This window comes from Granulicella sp. L46 (assembly GCF_009765785.1).
Taxonomy (GTDB): domain Bacteria; phylum Acidobacteriota; class Terriglobia; order Terriglobales; family Acidobacteriaceae; genus Granulicella.
On sequence record NZ_LMUT01000012.1, the window covers coordinates 1,489,904 to 1,506,959 of the forward strand.

Consider the following 17,056-nt stretch of genomic DNA (forward strand, 5'->3'; position numbering starts at 1 on the left):
GGGAGACTCAACGAAGCTGGTCTCACCTGGCCCACGCCAGGTTCTCTGAGTCGTCTTCTGGTAATCCGTTGGCTTGGAGTCGAAGATGTTCGGCACACAGGTTTGTGGATTCCGATCACATAGCGGGACCAATGTCCACTGAACCTGCGCCATCACGCGATGGCCAGGTAGGACACATGATTCGCCGTGGGCAAAGCAACCAATAGGTGAGTGGTTGTACCGGGACAATTGGTTCAGGATGTTCGAAGCTCGTGCAGTAGCGTCCGCGGAAGATACGAGCGAGATTGGTAATTCGTATCCTCCAATATCAGGGTCGCTCGGTATGGCTGGGGGAATAAACGTCGATAAGCGATCCGGGAGACCTCGGAAGGACAAGCTGCGCGTCTAACAGGTTTCCTGCATAAGTAAACGGCGGGAACGCAGCGAAGAAATCTGATCGAGAATTTGGGAAGCGATCTCACTCTTGGAGGCTTCCGCTAAATGCACCTCCGACTCAGGGGTGAGAAAAATGGCGACGTTCCGATCAGAATCGAAACCGATACCAGTCCCGCTGATGTCATTGAGGACTATGGCGTCTGCCCCTTTACGAAGAAGCTTCGCGCGGGCGCGAGAAACATCTAATCCCATCTCTGCCGCGAACGCGACGACGAGCGTGCCCGGGGTCTTATTCTCTACGACGCTGCGAGTAATGTCCTCGGTCGCCTCTAGCTCGAGGATCGGCGGAGCATCGCGATGCAGTTTATCCCCGGCGACATGACGCACACGAAAATCCGCCACTGCGGCGGCCTTGATGACAATCGTTGCCTCCGGCAAACGATACAGCACGGCAGCGTGCATGTCTTCTGCCGTCTCCACAGGCAGAAATTCGCAGCGCGGTGGTGGCGCCAGCGCTGTCGGTGCTGAAACGAGAATGACCCGCGCACCCCGCTGTTCGGCTGCCGCAGCCAGAGCATATCCCATTCGCCCACTCGAGCGATTCCCAAGAAACCGTACTGGATCAATCGGCTCGCGAGTTCCTCCCGCTGTAACTAGAACCGTTTCGCCGAGGAGATCTTGCCGGTGATTCATCTGCTCAAATACCTCGCGAACAATAATCTCAATATCCGCAAGCCGGCCGTCACCCGTCATCCCGCAAGCGAGAAAACCACTTTCGGGTTGAACGATTCGATGTCCTCTTTTCTCCAGCGCCGAAATGTTTGCGCGCGTGGCCGGGTGATTCCACATGTTCACATTCATGGCAGGCGCCAAAACAACCTTCGCTTCGGTTGCAAGATAAGTCGCTGAAAGAAAATCATCGGCGATCCCATGGGATAGCTTCGCAAGCGTGTTCGCCGTCGCCGGAGCAATCACCAGGACGTCTGCCCACTGTGCCTGCGCAATATGTTCAATAACCGAAGCCTCAGAGGGTGAGTCCCATAGACCCGTGAAGACTCTGTGACCTGTCAGCGAAGCAAAGGTCAACGGTTGTATAAACTCCTCCGCAGATCGCGTCATCATGACACGCACCTCCGCGCCCCGGTGCTGTAGCTCGCGAACCAGTTCAGCGGACTTGTAGGCCGCGATGCCACCACACACACCGAGCAAGACTTTGCGCGCTTCAGGCATGTGTCTCCTCCATCCAGCCCTGTTGAAGATTGAGATTCTCGATCGGTAAGTTCTCCGTGAGTATGTTGTCGATCAGCCGCGTCGACCCTACCCATGCGGCCACGGCTATCAACGCTCCCCGCGCGGTGTCGGCAACCGGAAGCAGCGTATACGGATCCACGATCGCAGCATAGTCCAGGCGAATATCCTCCTGTCCCGCAAACACGCTCAACAATGCTCTCTGCAAAACATTGGAGCGAGTCTCTCCAGACTCAAGAAGTTGGCAGACCGTCTGCAGCGCTTGATGCAAGATCAGCGCACGACCACGATTTTGTGGAGACAGGTAACGATTGCGGGAACTCATCGCAAGTCCGTCTGGCTCGCGAACAATTGGGCACGCCACCAACTCTATGGGAAAGTCGAGATCACGAATCATTGCGCGTAACACCGCAATCTGCGCCGCATCTTTCTGACCAAAATACGCACGTTGCGGGCTGACGATATTGAAGAGCTTGGCAACCACCGTAGCAACGCCGCAGAAGTGACCCGGGCGAGAAGCTCCGTCCAGCCGGTCTCCAATACCCGGCACCTCAACGAACGTAGTCGAGCCCGGCGAGTACATCTCGTCTGGACCTGGCGCAAACAGCAGGTCTACTCCGGCAGCCTCCAATTTGGCACAGTCATCATCAAACGTACGGGGGTAGGTCTCGTAATCCTCGCCCGCGGCAAACTGCGTAGGATTAACAAAGATCGACACGACGACGGCATCACACTCTCCTTGCGCACGTCGTACCAGCGAAAGATGACCTTCGTGCAAAGCGCCCATGGTCGGCACCATGCCCAGCGTGCCTTTGCGCTTGAGGTTACGACAGGCGAGTTGCATTTCGCGGACAGTAGTAAGGATTCGCATGGCTCAGTCCCTGCCTGCAGGTACAAGCTTGGTGAATTCAGCGAACGGGTCTCGGTCGTCATCCTTAAGTTCGTTCTGCACAAAATCATCGGCACGCACGAGCACATCCGGTTGGTCACCGAGAGACTTTAGCTGAGTGCGAACCTCCCGCGACAAATGGTAGCTCTCCGCGTCTGCCGGGAAATTATGGGTTTTCACGTCCGTGCGATAACGTTCGAGCGCGCCGCCAAAAAAGGCTGCGGCATCTGCATACCGACGCACAAATTTCGCCGGCGGCGAAAATGTCAGGTTGAACAGATCATGAAACACCAAAATCTGGCCGTCGCAGTCCGGCCCAGCGCCGATCCCGATCGTCGGTACGGAAGATCGAGCAGTCACCTCGGCAGCAACTTCGCGTGGAATTCCCTCGAGCACAATTGCAACCGCACCGGCATCCTGTAGCGCAAGCGCGTCCGCATAGAGGCTCTCAATCGCCTCAAGCGATCGGCCCTGCACATGGTAACCCGACATGCGATGGATCGACTGCGGGGTCAGTCCAATATGAGCCACGACAGAGATCTCCGCATCCGTCATCCGTCGGACGAGAGCCGCGCGGCGTTCCCCACCCTCGATCTTCACAGCATGTGCGCCCGATTCCTTGATGAATCGCGTGGCATTGCGAAGAGCTTCATCCGGCGACGTGTGATATGACCCGAATGGCATGTCGGCGACCAGGAAGGCTCGCTTGACCCCACGCGCCACGGCACGGGTATGATGCAGCATCTCCTCCATCGTGACCGGCAAGGTGCTGTCGTAGCCGAGCACCGTCATACCCACGGAATCCCCGACTAGAATGAGATCGATGCCGGCCTGGTCGACCAGACGCGCTGTAGGGTAGTCATAGGCTGTCAATGCAGTGATTGCAAGGCCAGCGAGTTTCATCTCAAGGAGGGTTTGTGCCGTCACAGGATGGACAGGCATGCTTGCTCCGTTCTCACGGAGTTGCGTAACGCTCATGGTTCTCTCCAGTGCCGCTCCGCTCTGTTAACGCAGATGAGGCCCGAACATCCCCAAGTATACTCTTCCCGCAAGCCCTTCCCCGTCAGGCCATGGATCGGCGACAATATTGGTATGGAGCTTCTTGTCTACTCTGCCGACTGGTGCCGCGACTGCCGCGAGGCGAAGCGTTTTCTCACCCAACACGCGATCCCCTATACCGAAATCAACATCGAAAAGACTCCTGGCGCCGCAGAGCAGGTCATTGCCAACACGGGTAAACGCGCAATCCCGCAGTTTGTCCTCGATGGAAAGTGGATTCAGCCATACAGGCCAGGACAAGGCTTTCTGCACGACGAGATGGCTGACCTGTTCGGCGTATCTCAACCCTGACCAAACACTGCCGGTGACCGGACACCACCTAATCAGACTCGTCCAACTCCTGCGGCGAAGGAACATGCGTAATCGGTTCCGTGTGAATGACCGAGCCCTTCGCTCGATTAGCGGGACCAAACGGCCATCGCAATCGGAGAACTCGTTCGCGATCGCTTTCGCGATGCGCTTCCTGGCTGCGCCCCTTCAGTAGATCGGTGATCGTCAGAATGCCGAGTAACTTTCCGTCCGCGCTGACGACCGGGTACGATGTCAGTTTCGACTCCGCCATCGACATGGCGCATGCCCGAAGCGTTGAGACCGGCGACACCGTCTTGGGATGGCGATTCGCATCCACTGCCAGCGGCGTCGACAGATCTTCCTTGCGCGCGGCCGCGATCAACTGCGCGCGGGTCAGCGTACCCGTCATCCGACCTTCGCTATCCACCAGGGGGAAGAGGCGCTGCCAGTGAGACCACGCCTCGCTTCCGCGTTCTTCCATCTTGCGCAACCAGTCAGCCGCATCCTTCCGCGTCGCGTCTTCAGGAAGCGCAAAGACGCTGGTATGCATCGCCTGAGACACCAGGATTGCCTCGAGAGGATCTGCGCCAAACTCGCGACTAAGATGAAGGCCCCTGCGACTGAGATTCTCTGTCAGCATCGAACGAGGCATCACAAGCACACTCACTGCGTAAGCTGCCACACACGACAGCAGCACCGGCAGCATCAAGCCGCCATTATGCGTCAGTTCCAAGGCGAGCATTGCCGAGGTCAGTGGCGCGCCAATCGCTGCAGACAGCACCGCACACATTCCCACTAATACCCAGGCTCCACTACTCATCACCGGCATCAGGTGGCCGAATGCGGCGCCCAGTGCACCGCCAATCATCAGCAACGGGGAAAGAATTCCGCCCGCAGTATTCGAGCCTAACGAGAACGACCAGCTCAAACTTTTCAGGACCAGAATTCCTGCAAGCAGCTTCCATCCCGCATCACCCGAGACAAGCTGTTGAAGGACGCTGTGACCCACGCCCAGCGACTCCGGAAAGATGTAACCGCACAGTCCCACCACCACACCACCAATTGCAGGCCACCACATCCAGTGGATAGATGAGTGCTCGAACATCTTTTCAAAAAAGTGCATCGACTTGCTCAAGCCCGCGGCCACAAGCGCCGCGGCGATTCCCAGCACTAGCGCCCCCAACATCGCCGAGTGATATACCGGCGCGCCCGTCGGAACCATCTGCAGCACGCTGTCAGGTCCCAGCAGCAACCGGCGAACCGCTCCAGCCGTAACGCACGCAATAGCAACCGGGACCAGCGAGCGGGGCTTCCACTCGAAAAGGAAGATCTCCACCGCTAGCAGCGTGGCAGACATAGGACAGTTGAACGTAGCAGCCATGCCCGCCGACGCGCCCGCAACCATGAGCACAGTTCGTTCGGACCCCGTCATCGGTAACAGCTGGCCAAGCACACTGCCGACCGCGCCACCTGTAATGATCACGGGACCTTCGGCCCCGAATGGCCCGCCGGAACCAATCGATATTGCAGTGGCGATCGGCTTCAGAATGGCAACGCGAGGCTGAACGCGGCCGCCATTGAACACGATCGTTTCAACCGCTTCTGGCATGCCATGCCCACGAACTCGCGGAGAAAGATACCGCGCGATCAAGCCGACAATCAGGCCGCCCAAAACCGGCATCAGGATCAGCCACCAGTGCCTTCCTGCCTGCCAGGGATCCCTGTCAACAAAGCTCCACTTCTGGAAGTAGAAGAGATTTGTACATAGAGAAATCATCTCCAACAACATCCAAGCGAGCACTGCACTTATTGCTCCCAGCCCTGCCGCCAGCGAACTGGTGTATAAAATCCGACTGTTCGCGGAGTAGTCTCGCAGCGCCGCAGGCGGGTTCGAGGTATTCAACGTCCGCTGCTCCTAAGGGGTCGAATGTTGCACCGCACCCTGCAGATCCTGCAACGCGTGAATGAGATGCTCGCAAAGCGGTGATAGCTCGCTGAGATGCTCCGCAACAAGGCGATCCAGAATGTCATGCCCGTGAGAAGTTAGCAGCACCAACGAACGCCGCATATCCTTCGGGTCGCTTTCTCTTCGAACCAGCCCGGCGCGCTCTGCTCGATCCACCAATTCCACCGTGCTGTTATGCCGCAGGATCATTCGTTCCGCAAGGTACGTGATCGATGCCTGCTGCCCTTCTGGAATCGCCGCGATCACTTGCATGAGCTGATACTGCTGCGCGGGAATTCCATACCTCTCCGATGCGCTCTCGCTGAAACTAAGAAACTTCCGCATCTGAAATCGGAACTCTGCCAGGCTCTTTAGCTTGGACTGCGCTTCCCGAACTTCAATTGAATCTGGCATAAGGACTCTCCCCATTCTATCGCAAAACGATAGTTCTAAACAGGCTGAAGCTGGAAAACAACTCGTTACACTAACCCTAGTCACTAGATACGTCTTCTTCTCTACCGATTGATCCTCAACGTTTCCAACAGCCTTTCCGGAGCTCGCATATGATTGCCCGTTATACCCGGCCAGCAATGGCTGCCATCTGGTCCGAACAACGTAAGTATGAAAACTGGCTCCGGGTGGAGATAGCGGCAACTACAGCTCTGGCCCGCGCGGGGATCGTACCCCTCTCCGCTGTTGAATCGCTGCAACAACGCGCCTCCTTCACCATCGAACGCATCCACGAAATCGAAGCAGAGACGCGCCATGACGTCCTCGCGTTCACGACGGCCGTCGCCGAGTCGGTTGGCGAAGACTCCCGCTGGTTGCACTATGGCCTAACCTCCACCGATGTCGTCGACACGGCGCAGGGATTAGCCCTGGTTCAAGCTTCTGCATTGATTCGTGAGGGTATTGTCCGTTTTCGCGACGTTCTGCGCAAGAGGGCTGTGGAATTTCAGCACACTCCGACAATCGGCCGCACCCACGGTGTCCATGCCGAACCCACTACCTTCGGGATGAAGTTGCTCCTCTGGTATGCCGAAATGGGCCGCAATCTCAAGCGCTTCGACGCAGCAGCCGAAGATCTGCGGGTGGGTAAAATATCGGGCGCAGTGGGCGCCTTCGGTAAACTGAAGCCCTCGCACGAGGCGGCAATCCTAGCCGAACTCGGGTTGCAGCCTGCCCTGATCTCCACTCAGGTTCTCCAGCGAGACCGCCATGCCGCCTACATCGCAACCCTGGCTGTGCTTGCCTCGACGCTGGACAAAATCGCCCTCGAAATCCGCCATCTGCAGCGGACCGAAGTCCGCGAAGCCGAGGAATTTTTCTCTGTCGGCCAAAAAGGCTCAAGCGCCATGCCGCATAAGCGAAATCCCATCACCTCCGAAAACATCTGCGGGCTCGCCCGTGTGGTGCGGGGTAACGCGCAGGTGGCCCTCGAAAATGTAGCGCTTTGGCACGAGCGCGATATCTCCCACTCCTCCGCCGAACGCGTCATCCTTCCCGACACAACGATCCTTGCGGACTATCTCCTCGACCGTGCAGCCACGTTGATTGAACGCCTGCTCGTGTATCCCGCTCGAATGCTGAAGAACCTCGAATCAACCAACGGTCTCGTATTCAGCGGGCAGTTGCTTATCGATCTCGCAGCCGCCGGCATGAGTCGCGAGGACGCATACCGCCTCGTGCAAGGACATGCAATGAACGCCTGGACCAACGACCTCAACTTCCGGGCACTTATAGAGTCTGACCCCGAGATCAACCAGCGCATGTCGCTTGAGAACATTGCGGCGGCCTTCGACGTCAGGCGACAACTGACGAACATCGACGAGGTCTTTGCCCGGGTCTTGGCGGAGGGTTGACCTCTCCACAATCACTCCTACACCGCTCAATCCACCATGGCACCTTTATTCTCCATCCTCGATGACGCACTCGCTTCGACCACCGAGCGCTCCGGCGACTGGCTGGCCTGCCGCCCCGGCTGTCACCAATGCTGCGTAGGCGTTTTCGCGATCTCGCAATTCGACGCAAATCAATTGCGCGAAGGCCTCGCAAAGGCCCCTGCAGACGTTGCAGAACGAATCCGCTCCCGTGCAGCTCAATCACGGATGCGTCTGATCGAAGAATTCCCCGGTGATCCTGTGACCGGCCTTCTCTTCACCGATCCGCAACATGAAGAGGCCTTCGTCGAATTCGCCAACGACGAGCCCTGCCCCGTACTTGATCCCGATACCGGCACTTGTGATCTATACGCATTCCGGCCCATCCAATGCAGAACGTTCGGCCCGCCCGTTCGAGACGCGGACGACCAACTGACCGTATGCGAACTTTGCTTCGTGAATGCGCCCGCCGAAGAAGTCGCGCGCTGCGAGATGGATCAGGACTGGCGTTTGCAGGAGGAGGCGCTCATTGAGGATGCCCAGAAGCAGTCTGGCCTCTTTGGGCCGACACTCGTGGCATTCGCGTTGGCTCCGGTGAAATAAAGACTGCAATATTCTTATCCAGCAGTTTCCATTGGCAAATGCTTGTGAAGACTCCACCAATGCGTCCGCAATTTGCGAGATAATCGTTCTCTATGGCCTTCGCGACCATCTCGCACAGAGCGCCGGATTGGGCGGAATCTTCCGCGGTCCCAGCAAGCAAGACCCTCGTTCTCGCCATCACCGGCGCCAGCGGTTCTATCTTTGCTGTCGAAACGCTGCGAGCCCTCGAACGTGACCCGCGCGTCAACCGCGTTCATCTAATCGTCTCGCCAAGTGCCCTTCGAGTTCTGGCCGAAGAGAGTGGCATAAGTGCGCGGAACTCGGTCCTGGAGAAGCTCCTGGGTCGGCCATCCGAAAAAACCACGCTGCTGGCTCATGAGGATATTGGAGCTCCTATCGCTTCAGGCTCCTATCCCGTCGACGCCATGCTCGTTCTGCCCTGCTCGATGGGAACGCTTGCCGGAATCGCACACGGAATGGCCGGAAACCTGATCGAACGTGCTGCGGACGTTTGCCTGAAGGAACGACGCCGCCTCGTGCTATGCGTCCGCGAAACCCCGCTGAACCTAATTCAGATCCGCAACATGGCCGCCGCCACAGAAGCGGGCGCAACCATCTTCCCCGTTATCCCGACATTTTACAACCACCCGCAGACCGTCGACGACATCGCACGAAACTATGCTCACCGCGTTTTACAGCATATCGGTTTACCCCAGCCAGACGCGTACGTCTGGGGAGCAGACCAGGCTTCAGAGGATTTGATCTAACGCGATCTGCTGAGTGTGAATGTGCCCCCCGAAGGCGGCGGATTCTCCTTAAGAAAATCTACGGTCACGGCGGCCGCCCGGTCGGGACAAGTCTTCGGCGCCAGGTGCCCACACCCTTGCAGAATATCCAGTTCGGATTGCGGATCAAGTCCGTGCATCTCCTCACCAATCGCAAGGGGCAGGAGTTGGTCGTCACTTCCCCACACGATCAACAATGGTTTGGTCAGACCTCCGAGTCGCGCATCCAGAAGATCCTTGCCTCCCTCCATCGAATCCATACTGCGGTCAACCACCCACTGACCTTCGGAGAGATGTCGCAGCGCATCTTTGAGAACAAAGTGGGGCAAGGGCTTTTGATTCGGCTCCAGCAGATCAGCCAGATGCTGCAGCTCCGCCTCGTTGGTAGGGTGAAAGATCTGCCTCCCTCCGCCCACCTGGTGATGAACCCCGGCGCTGTCGTAGATCACGACTCGATTGACCAAATCGGGGCGGTCGAGCGCAAGCTTCAAAACGATCCAGCCGCCCATTGACCATCCCGCCACATTGGGCTTCTGGAGTCCAAGTGCCTGAATGAAGTCTGCGACGAATTGTGTCTGCGTTGAAATCGAATAATCACTGTCGGCGGGCTTGGGAGATCGGCCATATCCGAGCAAATCGGGCGCATACACATGAAATCCCGAGCGTTTCAGCCGCTCCAGCATCGGGGCCCAGCTCTCATCGCGGTCGGCTAGACCATGCACCAGCACCACAGGGATACCGCCGCCAGGAATACGAGATTCGGCCTCGTAGTAGTGCACCCGTCCCTCTGGCATCATCACGTAGTTGCTCTGCACATGATGCAGAAAAAGGCCGAAGTGTGTTTCCTGCTGCGCAACCCAGAGCGGACGCTCGTAAAACACCACACCGAACGCCACCCCAACGATGACAATCAGCAGCAACAACCGCCCCAGCGTCTTCATTTCAAGTCCTCATTCATGATCAAAGCCTTACGTATCACTGTACAGGCGCGTGGTGTCAAAGCGAAGTCCCCAAGCTCCGACACCTGCCTCACGTCGGCCCACGCCACATCACTCGCATCCGTACCCGAAAGTAATTGTCCTCCCACCACGCGACATAAGATGTCGACGACTACGTAGTGATACTGGACGCGGCCCATCGCGTCACGGTAGATGATGTCGATAATTTCCACCTCGGCTAAAGGCTGGACCATAAGTCCGGTTTCTTCCAGCGTCTCGCGAACACAAGCCTCGCTAACGGTCTCTCCAAGCTCAATCGCGCCACCAGGCAAGCTCCAGCCTCCTGCCATGGGCTCCGATCCGCGGCGAATCAACAGAACCTCCGTCCGCCCCTCGACCTCACGCAGAACCACGGCTCCCACGCCTGGAATAGGAAAATTTGGATATTCGCGGGACGATTCCATCGGCCTATTTTAACGGTTTTCCGTACTCGTCGCCGAAGACCGTATGCGATGGATCGAAGCGGCCACTGTCGAACTTGTCCGTACCTTTTAGCCGCCCAACGGCAAGCATCGAAACGACCCAGTAGCTCATGGGAAGGCGCAGCGTCTCGCAAACACCGCGCTGCTCAAATCCTTCCAGCATGGCAGTGTCATACCCCAGCACTTCGGCCATCCACATCATCGTCGTCAACGCGACGGTCACCTGTTTATTGAGCCAGCTCGCCATCTCTTCCCGGGAAAACTCTGAAAGATACTCAGGGACATTGGCCGCTGCCTGCGCGGCGTAACTTTCGGGCATACCACCCGCACGGCCCATGCGCAACATCTCCTCCAGGTCCCGTCGCCATCCGTCGCGGTCTCCGCATGCAACGATGATCGCCGGCGCTTCCTCCACCTTTGCCTGGTTATAACTGACTGCGCGCAGCCGTCTTCGGTGTTCGGGGTCTTGCACGACAATAAAGCGCCACGGCTGCATGTTGTAGCCACTAGGGGCATGCAAACCGGCATCGAGAATCTGCCACAGATCTCTTGGCGGGATCGGCTCTCCGTCAAAACTGGGCGTCGAGCGGCGGTCACGGATGGCCTGCGCCAGGGACTTCTGAAAGCTTGCCATGAACTCTTCTCCGAAAGTCTCTTTTCTCGATCAATCACATACTCGCTGAAGCATTTGCAGCACGAGATGCCCTGCTCTTGCCAAATCGACGCCGGGAAATTCCATCCTCACATCAGAGCTCTATCGCTTCACAGTGAGAATCACCAACCATACTAGGGGATATTGGAGATTGTTTGCTCAGTCACCAACGGCTCATGTCCTTCCGACTCCGCGAAAATCCAGACTCCACTAAAGGCCTGCCGCAATTCGATGTGCGCATCCAGCAGTGCCTGCGCCGCAGCTTTACTACGGGCGATCACCTCAGCCGGATCGCTCACGCCATCCGCTGGAATATGAAGAATCAGGTTTAATTCCTTGCCATCATCGGATCCCTGGGCAGAAATACCAGTGAACCGATATTCGACCGCCCCCCCCTTACCATCGCTGGCTCTCAGCACGAGCGGATGATTCGAACCGATACCGCCAATCAACTCGGGCGGCGCTGCTGCTCGCCGCTCGGAAAACAACCGGTCCAAATTCGTACTTGTAACAAAGTTGGCAGGACGCAATAGCTCAGCCGCTTGTCCGTAGAAGATCCACGCCAGCCAAAGCTCATCGGCTTTGGCATACGTCCTCGCGCTTTTCCAATACCACTCTCCATCGTGACCAGCCGCGGTGTTTGCGCGTGGATAGAAGCCAGCCAGCTTCCACACTCCACCGTCCTGGCGCAGCAAGAAGGAAAGCAGCCACGGATGATCTCCCGCCACTTCCACCATGGCGAACCCGTAGAGCCCTCGAGGAAGACCCGAGATGGCGAAGTCGGTCTCGGATGTGGTGCCGGTAAGCGCACAACTGAAGTCAGTATCGGAGGTCTCGCTAGTCACTCGCGAGCTCGCGTCGAGCTCGTAAATCTGCACCACCCGAAGTTCGCCATTGCCCATACGCGAAGCAGTTGACCGCATCAGGCTCTCGATAGGCCCGAAAGCTGAAGGGTTCGAAAACTCCGGGATGGTCATTCCCTGCACCTTCGTGACATCAACTGCCTGCACGGCCTGCGCCAGTGTCAGGGCGGCCGCACTCAGTCCGTCGCGGACGCCGGAGGTCATCTTGGCTTGGGTAACGCACGTCTGAGCAAATAAGAAAGAAGGCGAAAGCGCCAGAAGCCCCCCAAGAATGACCCCCGCTCGAATCCCTTGGCGACTGAGTCCGTTCCTCTCGTCTCTCACTCCAGGCTCCTCAACACGTGCATCTTGCCTTGCCCAGCATACGGAGGCCGGGGTTGAGAGTCCAGTGAACGGCTCGTTCTACCGCTTGCCATTCCCAAAAAGGATTACGTCTCGGAACTTTGACGGTATTCTGAAGCTGTGAAGCTACCCTCTTGCCGGCACGCACGTCCGAAGCAGAAGATGCACCCAACTCACCATCTGCGAAGAATTTCCTGCGTTGTTGGAGGGCTCCTCGTTCTATTCGCCGCGGCCACTGACATGCGCGGCCAGAACCTGCCTGCCACGGCCCCGACCGCTCTACCTGGCCAAGTGGCTCCGGGCGCTCCGCAGGCCGCGACTCCTGCACCCGACCCGCCACGGCACGCCGAGGTCATCCTAACTCATGGCCTCCTGCAGATCCGTGCCGATAACTCCAGTCTGAATCAGATTCTGCGGTCGATTTCACACATTACTGGCATGAAAATCACCGGCGGCGTCGAGGAGCAGCGCGTCTTTGGAAACTACGGTCCCGCCCCTTTATCGACCATTTTGGCAACGCTTCTGGGTGGAACCGGGGCAAACATACTCTTGCTTGGTGGCAGTGCGGGCACTCCGCCGGAGCTCGTCCTTACCTCTCGTGTCGGTGGCGCCGAGCCGCCGGGACCGAATTCGCCGGCTTACGCGATGTATGACGACAGCAGCGATCGTGCAATCCGTGTTGCCCCAGCCGCAGCGCCGCCTCCGGTCACGGCCTCGCCGGCCCCAACGCCAGCCGTTCCAACCAGCGCGCCGACGGCTTCCGTGCCTCCTCCAGCGAATGGTCCCGCGAAGGTTTTGACGCCTGAGATGGTGTTGCAGGAGCTACAGCAGATGCAGGCGCAGCAGGATCAGAAAAATAAGAACACGAACGCGACAAAGCCGCAGACCCCGCCCCCCACAGGCTCAAATCCCCAGTAATCGAGAGATATTTAGGTTATTGGCTACCGGCGCTTACGCTCGCACTGGCCGTCTGGCCGCGCCGCGCTGTCGATTCGGCATGGACGCGGAAGACGCGAAACATGGCGTGACAGATGGCATACGCGAGTAGCACTCCGAAGGCCAACGACGCAAATACAGCTCCCACCAGCAATACCGACGAATTCATGCGACAACGTCTCCTTGGGTTCCATCTGCTGCACTATTGGGATGCGAGCAGAGGGAATCACGTTCGATTCCCGGGCCAAGGTTATTTTGGACTTTTCCGTCGAAACTTCCACTAGAAATCTGAGCCACGTTATTACCTAAGGATATTCCTCCTGTCCCGACACGGTGGTGGATTTCTGGACTTTCCCAGCATTTCCGCGAATTCTTGCGCGACTTAGCCCCGTTTCGGGTCCCAAATCGACTGCTTTAGCCTGGTTTCGGGTAGCACTTCGGGATGTATACCACCCAATTTTCGGCGAACAGGTCAAGTGTCCTTGACACTGGGTCAAATGACCCAACTGGCGTTCCGCGTGGAGGCTGGCGGGAGGATCCCGAGGTCGGCGGAGCGGCCCAGGTCGGGGCATGTCCGGAACCTAGTAGACTAGAGACTTGGCCTCTTCGACCCAATCTCCGTCCAAGAACCTCACCCACATCGACGTTCGCGGGGCGCGGCAGCACAACCTGCAGAACGTTTCTGTGTCGATTCCGCGCAATACCCTCACCGTCGTTACCGGACTTTCCGGGTCAGGCAAGAGCTCGCTCGCGTTCGACACGATTTACGCCGAAGGGCAGCGACGCTATGTCGAAACCCTGTCGGCTTACGCGCGGCAGTTTCTCGACCAGATGGAGCGGCCGGACGTCGACTCCATCGATGGGCTGTCGCCTGCCATCTCGATTGAGCAGAAGACGACCTCCCGCTCCCCTCGTTCCACCGTCGGCACCATTACGGAGATTTACGACTACCTGCGGCTGCTGTATGCGTCGGTTGGCCAGCCGCACTGCCCTAACTGCCATCGGCCTATCTCGCGGCAGACCGCCGAGCAGATCGTCGCGCAGATTGTGGAACGCAGCCGCGCCGACTCGCCGGGCGAGCGCATCACGGTGATGGCGCCTATCGTTCGCGGCCGGAAGGGTGAGTTTCGCGAGGAGATCGAGGCGCTCGACAAGAAGGGCTATCGCATCCGCATCGACGGCGAAGTCACCGAGGTGGAAGAGGGGATGCGGCTGGAGAAGCGCAAGAACCACACCCTCGAAGCCATCGTCGATCGAATCATCCTGAAGCCGTATCCGACAGAGCCGATCGCGGAGGGAGCTCCGGCCCCCGCCGGGTTCGACACGCGCAGACTCTCGGCAGCGGTTGCGAGCGCGTTACAACTGGCGAACGGACTTGTACTCATCGGCCTGCAGGCACCCAACGGCAAAATGAGTGAGACCCTGTTCAGCTCCTCGATGGCGTGCCCGGAGTGCGGCATCAACGTGGCCAAGCTTGAGCCTCGCAGCTTCAGCTTCAACTCCACGTACGGGGCTTGCCCCGAGTGCCATGGGCTCGGATCGATTTATGATTTCGATCCGGCAAAGACCATCTCCGATTGGTCGAAGCCGCTACTGGACGGAGCGATGGGGCCGGGATCGTCGTCACAATATCTGCTGCGATTGATCAAGCTCGCGGCGGAAAAATACAAGATCAACCTCAAGCAGCCGTTCTCTTCGCTCACCAAGGATCAGCAGCAGTTGCTACTCTACGGTCCTCCGCGCAACGAAGTTGGCCGCACCGGATTCCACGGTATCCTCAACTGGCTTCGCGACACGCTGGAGGACACCAAGTCCGAAGGGTATCGCGAGTACATGATGCAATTCATGTCCGCGACCGAATGTCCGCGATGCCACGGACGCAGGCTGCGGCCAGAGTCGCTCGCCGTCACGCTTCCGTTAGCGGACGCTGCGATGCATCCGCCCAGCACGCGCGACGAGACTGAGCCTATCGAAGCGGCGGACGCGAAACGCGACGCCTCCATTGCAGACTTCACCGCGCTCTCGCTGGAACGCGCTCTGCAGGCGGCACGATCCATGGCCTTCAGCGGGCGCGAAAAGTTGATCGCCGACCGCCTGCAGCGCGAGATCATCGAACGCCTGGAATTCCTCAACGCCGTGGGCCTCGGCTACATCTCGCTGGATCGCAGCGCAGCCACACTATCCGGCGGCGAAGGCCAGCGCATCCGGCTAGCCACTCAAATCGGAAGCAAGTTACGCGGCGTGCTCTATGTTCTCGACGAGCCCAGCATCGGCCTGCATCAGCGCGACAACCAGCGGCTGATCGCGGCGCTTGAAGATCTGCGCGACCTGGGCAACACGGTGCTTGTGGTCGAGCACGACGAGGACACCATCCGTAAGGCCGATTACGTGCTCGATCTCGGCCCCGGCGCCGGCAAGAATGGCGGCCACATCATGGCCTCCGGCACACCCGCCGAGATCATGGCGAATCCGAACTCGGTGACGGGACAATATCTCGCCGGACATATCGACATTGTCACGCGACCCACACCGGACAAGGCTGCGCGACCCCTCTCCGACCGCTGGCTCTCGGTGCAGGACGCGACCTCGCACAATCTGCAAAATGTAACGGCGCACTTCCCGCTCGGCGTCATGACCGTCGTCTCGGGCGTGAGCGGCTCGGGCAAAAGCACGCTGGTCAACGACATCCTGTACCGCTCGCTGGCCAAGGAACTGTATGGTTCGCGCGAGGAGCCGGGACGGCATAAGGCCATTCACGGGGCTGATCAATTAGACAAGGTGATCCAGATTGATCAGTCGCCGATCGGCCGCACGCCACGCTCGAACCCCGCAACCTACACCGGCGTGTTCACTGCGATTCGCGATCTGTTTGCGATGCTGCCAGAGTCGCGCGAGCGCGGCTACAAGCCCGGGCGTTTCAGTTTCAATGTGCAGGGAGGACGATGCGAAGCCTGCCAGGGCGAAGGTCAGCGGCGCATCGAGATGAACTTCCTGCCCGACGTGTACGTGCTTTGCGAGATCTGCAACGGGCGACGCTACAACCAGGAGACGCTCAGCGTAAAGTTCAACGGCTACTCGATCGCCGACATCCTTGAGCTCGCGATTGAAGACGCGCTGCCGGTACTCAAAGAAATTCCCGCCGTGAACCAGAAGCTGCAAACGCTGGTCGATGTTGGCCTGGGCTATATCCATCTCGGTCAATCCGCAACGACGCTGTCGGGCGGCGAAGCGCAGCGGATGAAGCTGGCGCGCGAGCTGTCCAAGCGACAGACAGGGCGGACGCTTTACCTGCTCGACGAACCTACGACCGGACTGCACTTCGACGATGTGCGCAAGCTCCTGGAAGTGCTGCACCGCCTGACCGATCTGGGGAATACGGTGATCATCATCGAGCACAACCTCGACATCATTCGCAACGCCGACTATGTGATCGACATGGGTCCTGAGGGTGGCGAGGGAGGCGGCCGCATCGTCGCGCAGGGGCCACCTGAGCTCGTCGCGCACACTCCCGGCTCGCATACCGGACACTTCCTCGAGCGCTACTACGCCAACGCAGGTACGTTGAATTCAAACGGGCATCTACCGCCAGTCGTTCTGCCGGACCTGGAGAAGAAGGCGCCCAAACCAAAGTTCATCGCGCCGGAGAAAAAGACGGGCGTTCCGACGGCATCCAAGCTGAAGCCGGAACCGGCTGTGCGCAAAACTGGTGCGAAGAAGGGTGCGAAAACCAAGTCGGCCAAGACGTCAGTGGGCAAGGCGAAGTAATCT

General features: G+C 58.5%; 16 protein-coding genes. 6 read left to right on the top strand and 10 right to left on the bottom strand.

What is annotated here, in order from left to right:
- Nucleotides 1–384 precede the first annotated feature (384 nt).
- From coaBC to panB, 3 genes are read right to left on the bottom strand one after another with little or no spacing between them, the layout of a single operon-like run.
- Nucleotides 385–1,605: a bifunctional phosphopantothenoylcysteine decarboxylase/phosphopantothenate--cysteine ligase CoaBC gene (gene coaBC / locus GSQ80_RS15655; RefSeq protein ID WP_158788489.1), complete on the bottom strand. Its 1,221-nt coding sequence runs from the start codon at nucleotides 1,603–1,605 to the stop codon at nucleotides 385–387.
- The gene (gene panC / locus GSQ80_RS15660; RefSeq protein ID WP_158788490.1) at nucleotides 1,598–2,494 is read right to left on the bottom strand and encodes a pantoate--beta-alanine ligase; all 897 of its coding nucleotides are present in this window, start codon (nucleotides 2,492–2,494) and stop codon (nucleotides 1,598–1,600) included. Before panC ends, coaBC begins: the two co-directional genes overlap by 8 nt.
- A 3-nt stretch (nucleotides 2,495–2,497) precedes the next feature.
- The gene (gene panB / locus GSQ80_RS15665; protein WP_158788491.1) at nucleotides 2,498–3,490 is read right to left on the bottom strand and encodes a 3-methyl-2-oxobutanoate hydroxymethyltransferase; all 993 of its coding nucleotides are present in this window, start codon (nucleotides 3,488–3,490) and stop codon (nucleotides 2,498–2,500) included.
- Between the two features lie 114 nt (nucleotides 3,491–3,604).
- On the opposite strand from panB, the gene GSQ80_RS15670 reads away from it, so the two are divergent.
- Nucleotides 3,605–3,862 (top strand): glutaredoxin family protein, encoded by a 258-nt coding sequence (locus GSQ80_RS15670; RefSeq protein WP_158788492.1) that lies wholly within the window; start codon nucleotides 3,605–3,607, stop codon nucleotides 3,860–3,862.
- 28 nt (nucleotides 3,863–3,890) lie between these two features.
- Here the strand turns inward: GSQ80_RS15670 and GSQ80_RS15675 are convergent, their stop codons facing one another.
- Nucleotides 3,891–5,765 (bottom strand): chloride channel protein, encoded by a 1,875-nt coding sequence (locus GSQ80_RS15675; protein WP_158788493.1) that lies wholly within the window; start codon nucleotides 5,763–5,765, stop codon nucleotides 3,891–3,893.
- Between the two features lie 12 nt (nucleotides 5,766–5,777).
- A complete protein-coding gene (locus tag GSQ80_RS15680; RefSeq protein ID WP_158788494.1) occupies nucleotides 5,778–6,221 on the bottom strand; it encodes a MarR family winged helix-turn-helix transcriptional regulator in 444 nt (147 codons plus the stop codon).
- A gap of 149 nt (nucleotides 6,222–6,370) precedes the next feature.
- Here GSQ80_RS15680 and purB point away from each other — a divergent pair, with 149 nt between their 5' ends.
- The 3 genes from purB to GSQ80_RS15695 all read left to right on the top strand — a co-directional run bounded on the left by purB (nucleotide 6,371) and on the right by GSQ80_RS15695 (nucleotide 9,057).
- The gene (gene purB / locus GSQ80_RS15685; protein WP_158788495.1) at nucleotides 6,371–7,669 is read left to right on the top strand and encodes an adenylosuccinate lyase; all 1,299 of its coding nucleotides are present in this window, start codon (nucleotides 6,371–6,373) and stop codon (nucleotides 7,667–7,669) included.
- A 36-nt stretch (nucleotides 7,670–7,705) separates the two neighbouring features.
- The gene (locus GSQ80_RS15690; protein WP_158788496.1) at nucleotides 7,706–8,290 is read left to right on the top strand and encodes a YkgJ family cysteine cluster protein; all 585 of its coding nucleotides are present in this window, start codon (nucleotides 7,706–7,708) and stop codon (nucleotides 8,288–8,290) included.
- 92 nt (nucleotides 8,291–8,382) lie between these two features.
- The gene (locus tag GSQ80_RS15695) at nucleotides 8,383–9,057 is read left to right on the top strand and encodes a UbiX family flavin prenyltransferase (protein ID WP_158788497.1); all 675 of its coding nucleotides are present in this window, start codon (nucleotides 8,383–8,385) and stop codon (nucleotides 9,055–9,057) included.
- Here the strand turns inward: GSQ80_RS15695 and GSQ80_RS15700 are convergent.
- The 4 genes from GSQ80_RS15700 to GSQ80_RS15715 form a co-directional block, all read right to left on the bottom strand.
- A complete protein-coding gene (locus GSQ80_RS15700) occupies nucleotides 9,054–10,016 on the bottom strand; it encodes an alpha/beta fold hydrolase (protein ID WP_158788498.1) in 963 nt (320 codons plus the stop codon). The genes GSQ80_RS15695 and GSQ80_RS15700 overlap by 4 nt on opposite strands.
- Entirely contained in the window at nucleotides 10,013–10,477 is a 465-nt protein-coding gene (locus tag GSQ80_RS15705) for an NUDIX hydrolase (protein ID WP_158788499.1), read from the bottom strand. The genes GSQ80_RS15700 and GSQ80_RS15705 overlap by 4 nt, the downstream gene beginning before the upstream one ends.
- Before the next feature lie 4 nt (nucleotides 10,478–10,481).
- Nucleotides 10,482–11,129: a nitroreductase family protein gene (locus tag GSQ80_RS15710; protein WP_158788500.1), complete on the bottom strand. Its 648-nt coding sequence runs from the start codon at nucleotides 11,127–11,129 to the stop codon at nucleotides 10,482–10,484.
- Between the two features lie 152 nt (nucleotides 11,130–11,281).
- Nucleotides 11,282–12,214, bottom strand: a complete 933-nt coding sequence (locus GSQ80_RS15715) for a hypothetical protein (protein WP_158788501.1) — start codon at nucleotides 12,212–12,214, stop codon at nucleotides 11,282–11,284.
- A 300-nt stretch (nucleotides 12,215–12,514) separates the two neighbouring features.
- Between GSQ80_RS15715 and GSQ80_RS15720 the strand changes: the two genes are divergently transcribed.
- The gene (locus tag GSQ80_RS15720; protein ID WP_158788502.1) at nucleotides 12,515–13,270 is read left to right on the top strand and encodes a hypothetical protein; all 756 of its coding nucleotides are present in this window, start codon (nucleotides 12,515–12,517) and stop codon (nucleotides 13,268–13,270) included.
- Between the two features lie 16 nt (nucleotides 13,271–13,286).
- On the opposite strand, the gene GSQ80_RS22910 is transcribed toward GSQ80_RS15720, so the two are convergent.
- Nucleotides 13,287–13,457, bottom strand: coding sequence for a hypothetical protein (locus GSQ80_RS22910; RefSeq protein WP_174241343.1), 171 nt, complete (start codon nucleotides 13,455–13,457; stop codon nucleotides 13,287–13,289).
- A 428-nt stretch (nucleotides 13,458–13,885) separates the two neighbouring features.
- Between GSQ80_RS22910 and uvrA the strand changes: the two genes are divergently transcribed.
- Entirely contained in the window at nucleotides 13,886–17,053 is a 3,168-nt protein-coding gene (gene uvrA / locus GSQ80_RS15725; RefSeq protein WP_158788503.1) for an excinuclease ABC subunit UvrA, read from the top strand.
- The last annotated feature ends 3 nt before the right edge of the window (nucleotides 17,054–17,056 follow it).

Bases quoted from the DNA above. Each gene is read 5' to 3' on its own strand.
- GSQ80_RS15695 (WP_158788497.1), top strand. From the start codon at position 8,383: ATGGCCTTCGCGACCATCTCGCACAGAGCGCCGGATTGGGCGGAATCT.
- GSQ80_RS15715 (WP_158788501.1), bottom strand. From the start codon at position 12,214: ATGACCTCCGGCGTCCGCGACGGACTGAGTGCGGCCGCCCTGACACTG.
- GSQ80_RS15670 (WP_158788492.1), top strand. From the start codon at position 3,605: ATGGAGCTTCTTGTCTACTCTGCCGACTGGTGCCGCGACTGCCGCGAG.
- GSQ80_RS15710 (WP_158788500.1), bottom strand. From the start codon at position 11,129: ATGGCAAGCTTTCAGAAGTCCCTGGCGCAGGCCATCCGTGACCGCCGC.
- panC (WP_158788490.1), bottom strand. From the start codon at position 2,494: ATGCGAATCCTTACTACTGTCCGCGAAATGCAACTCGCCTGTCGTAAC.
- GSQ80_RS22910 (WP_174241343.1), bottom strand. From the start codon at position 13,457: ATGAATTCGTCGGTATTGCTGGTGGGAGCTGTATTTGCGTCGTTGGCC.
- panB (WP_158788491.1), bottom strand. From the start codon at position 3,490: ATGAGCGTTACGCAACTCCGTGAGAACGGAGCAAGCATGCCTGTCCAT.
- GSQ80_RS15680 (WP_158788494.1), bottom strand. From the start codon at position 6,221: ATGCCAGATTCAATTGAAGTTCGGGAAGCGCAGTCCAAGCTAAAGAGC.
- GSQ80_RS15705 (WP_158788499.1), bottom strand. From the start codon at position 10,477: ATGGAATCGTCCCGCGAATATCCAAATTTTCCTATTCCAGGCGTGGGA.
- GSQ80_RS15700 (WP_158788498.1), bottom strand. From the start codon at position 10,016: ATGAAGACGCTGGGGCGGTTGTTGCTGCTGATTGTCATCGTTGGGGTG.
- purB (WP_158788495.1), top strand. From the start codon at position 6,371: ATGATTGCCCGTTATACCCGGCCAGCAATGGCTGCCATCTGGTCCGAA.
- GSQ80_RS15720 (WP_158788502.1), top strand. From the start codon at position 12,515: ATGCACCCAACTCACCATCTGCGAAGAATTTCCTGCGTTGTTGGAGGG.
- coaBC (WP_158788489.1), bottom strand. From the start codon at position 1,605: ATGCCTGAAGCGCGCAAAGTCTTGCTCGGTGTGTGTGGTGGCATCGCG.
- GSQ80_RS15690 (WP_158788496.1), top strand. From the start codon at position 7,706: ATGGCACCTTTATTCTCCATCCTCGATGACGCACTCGCTTCGACCACC.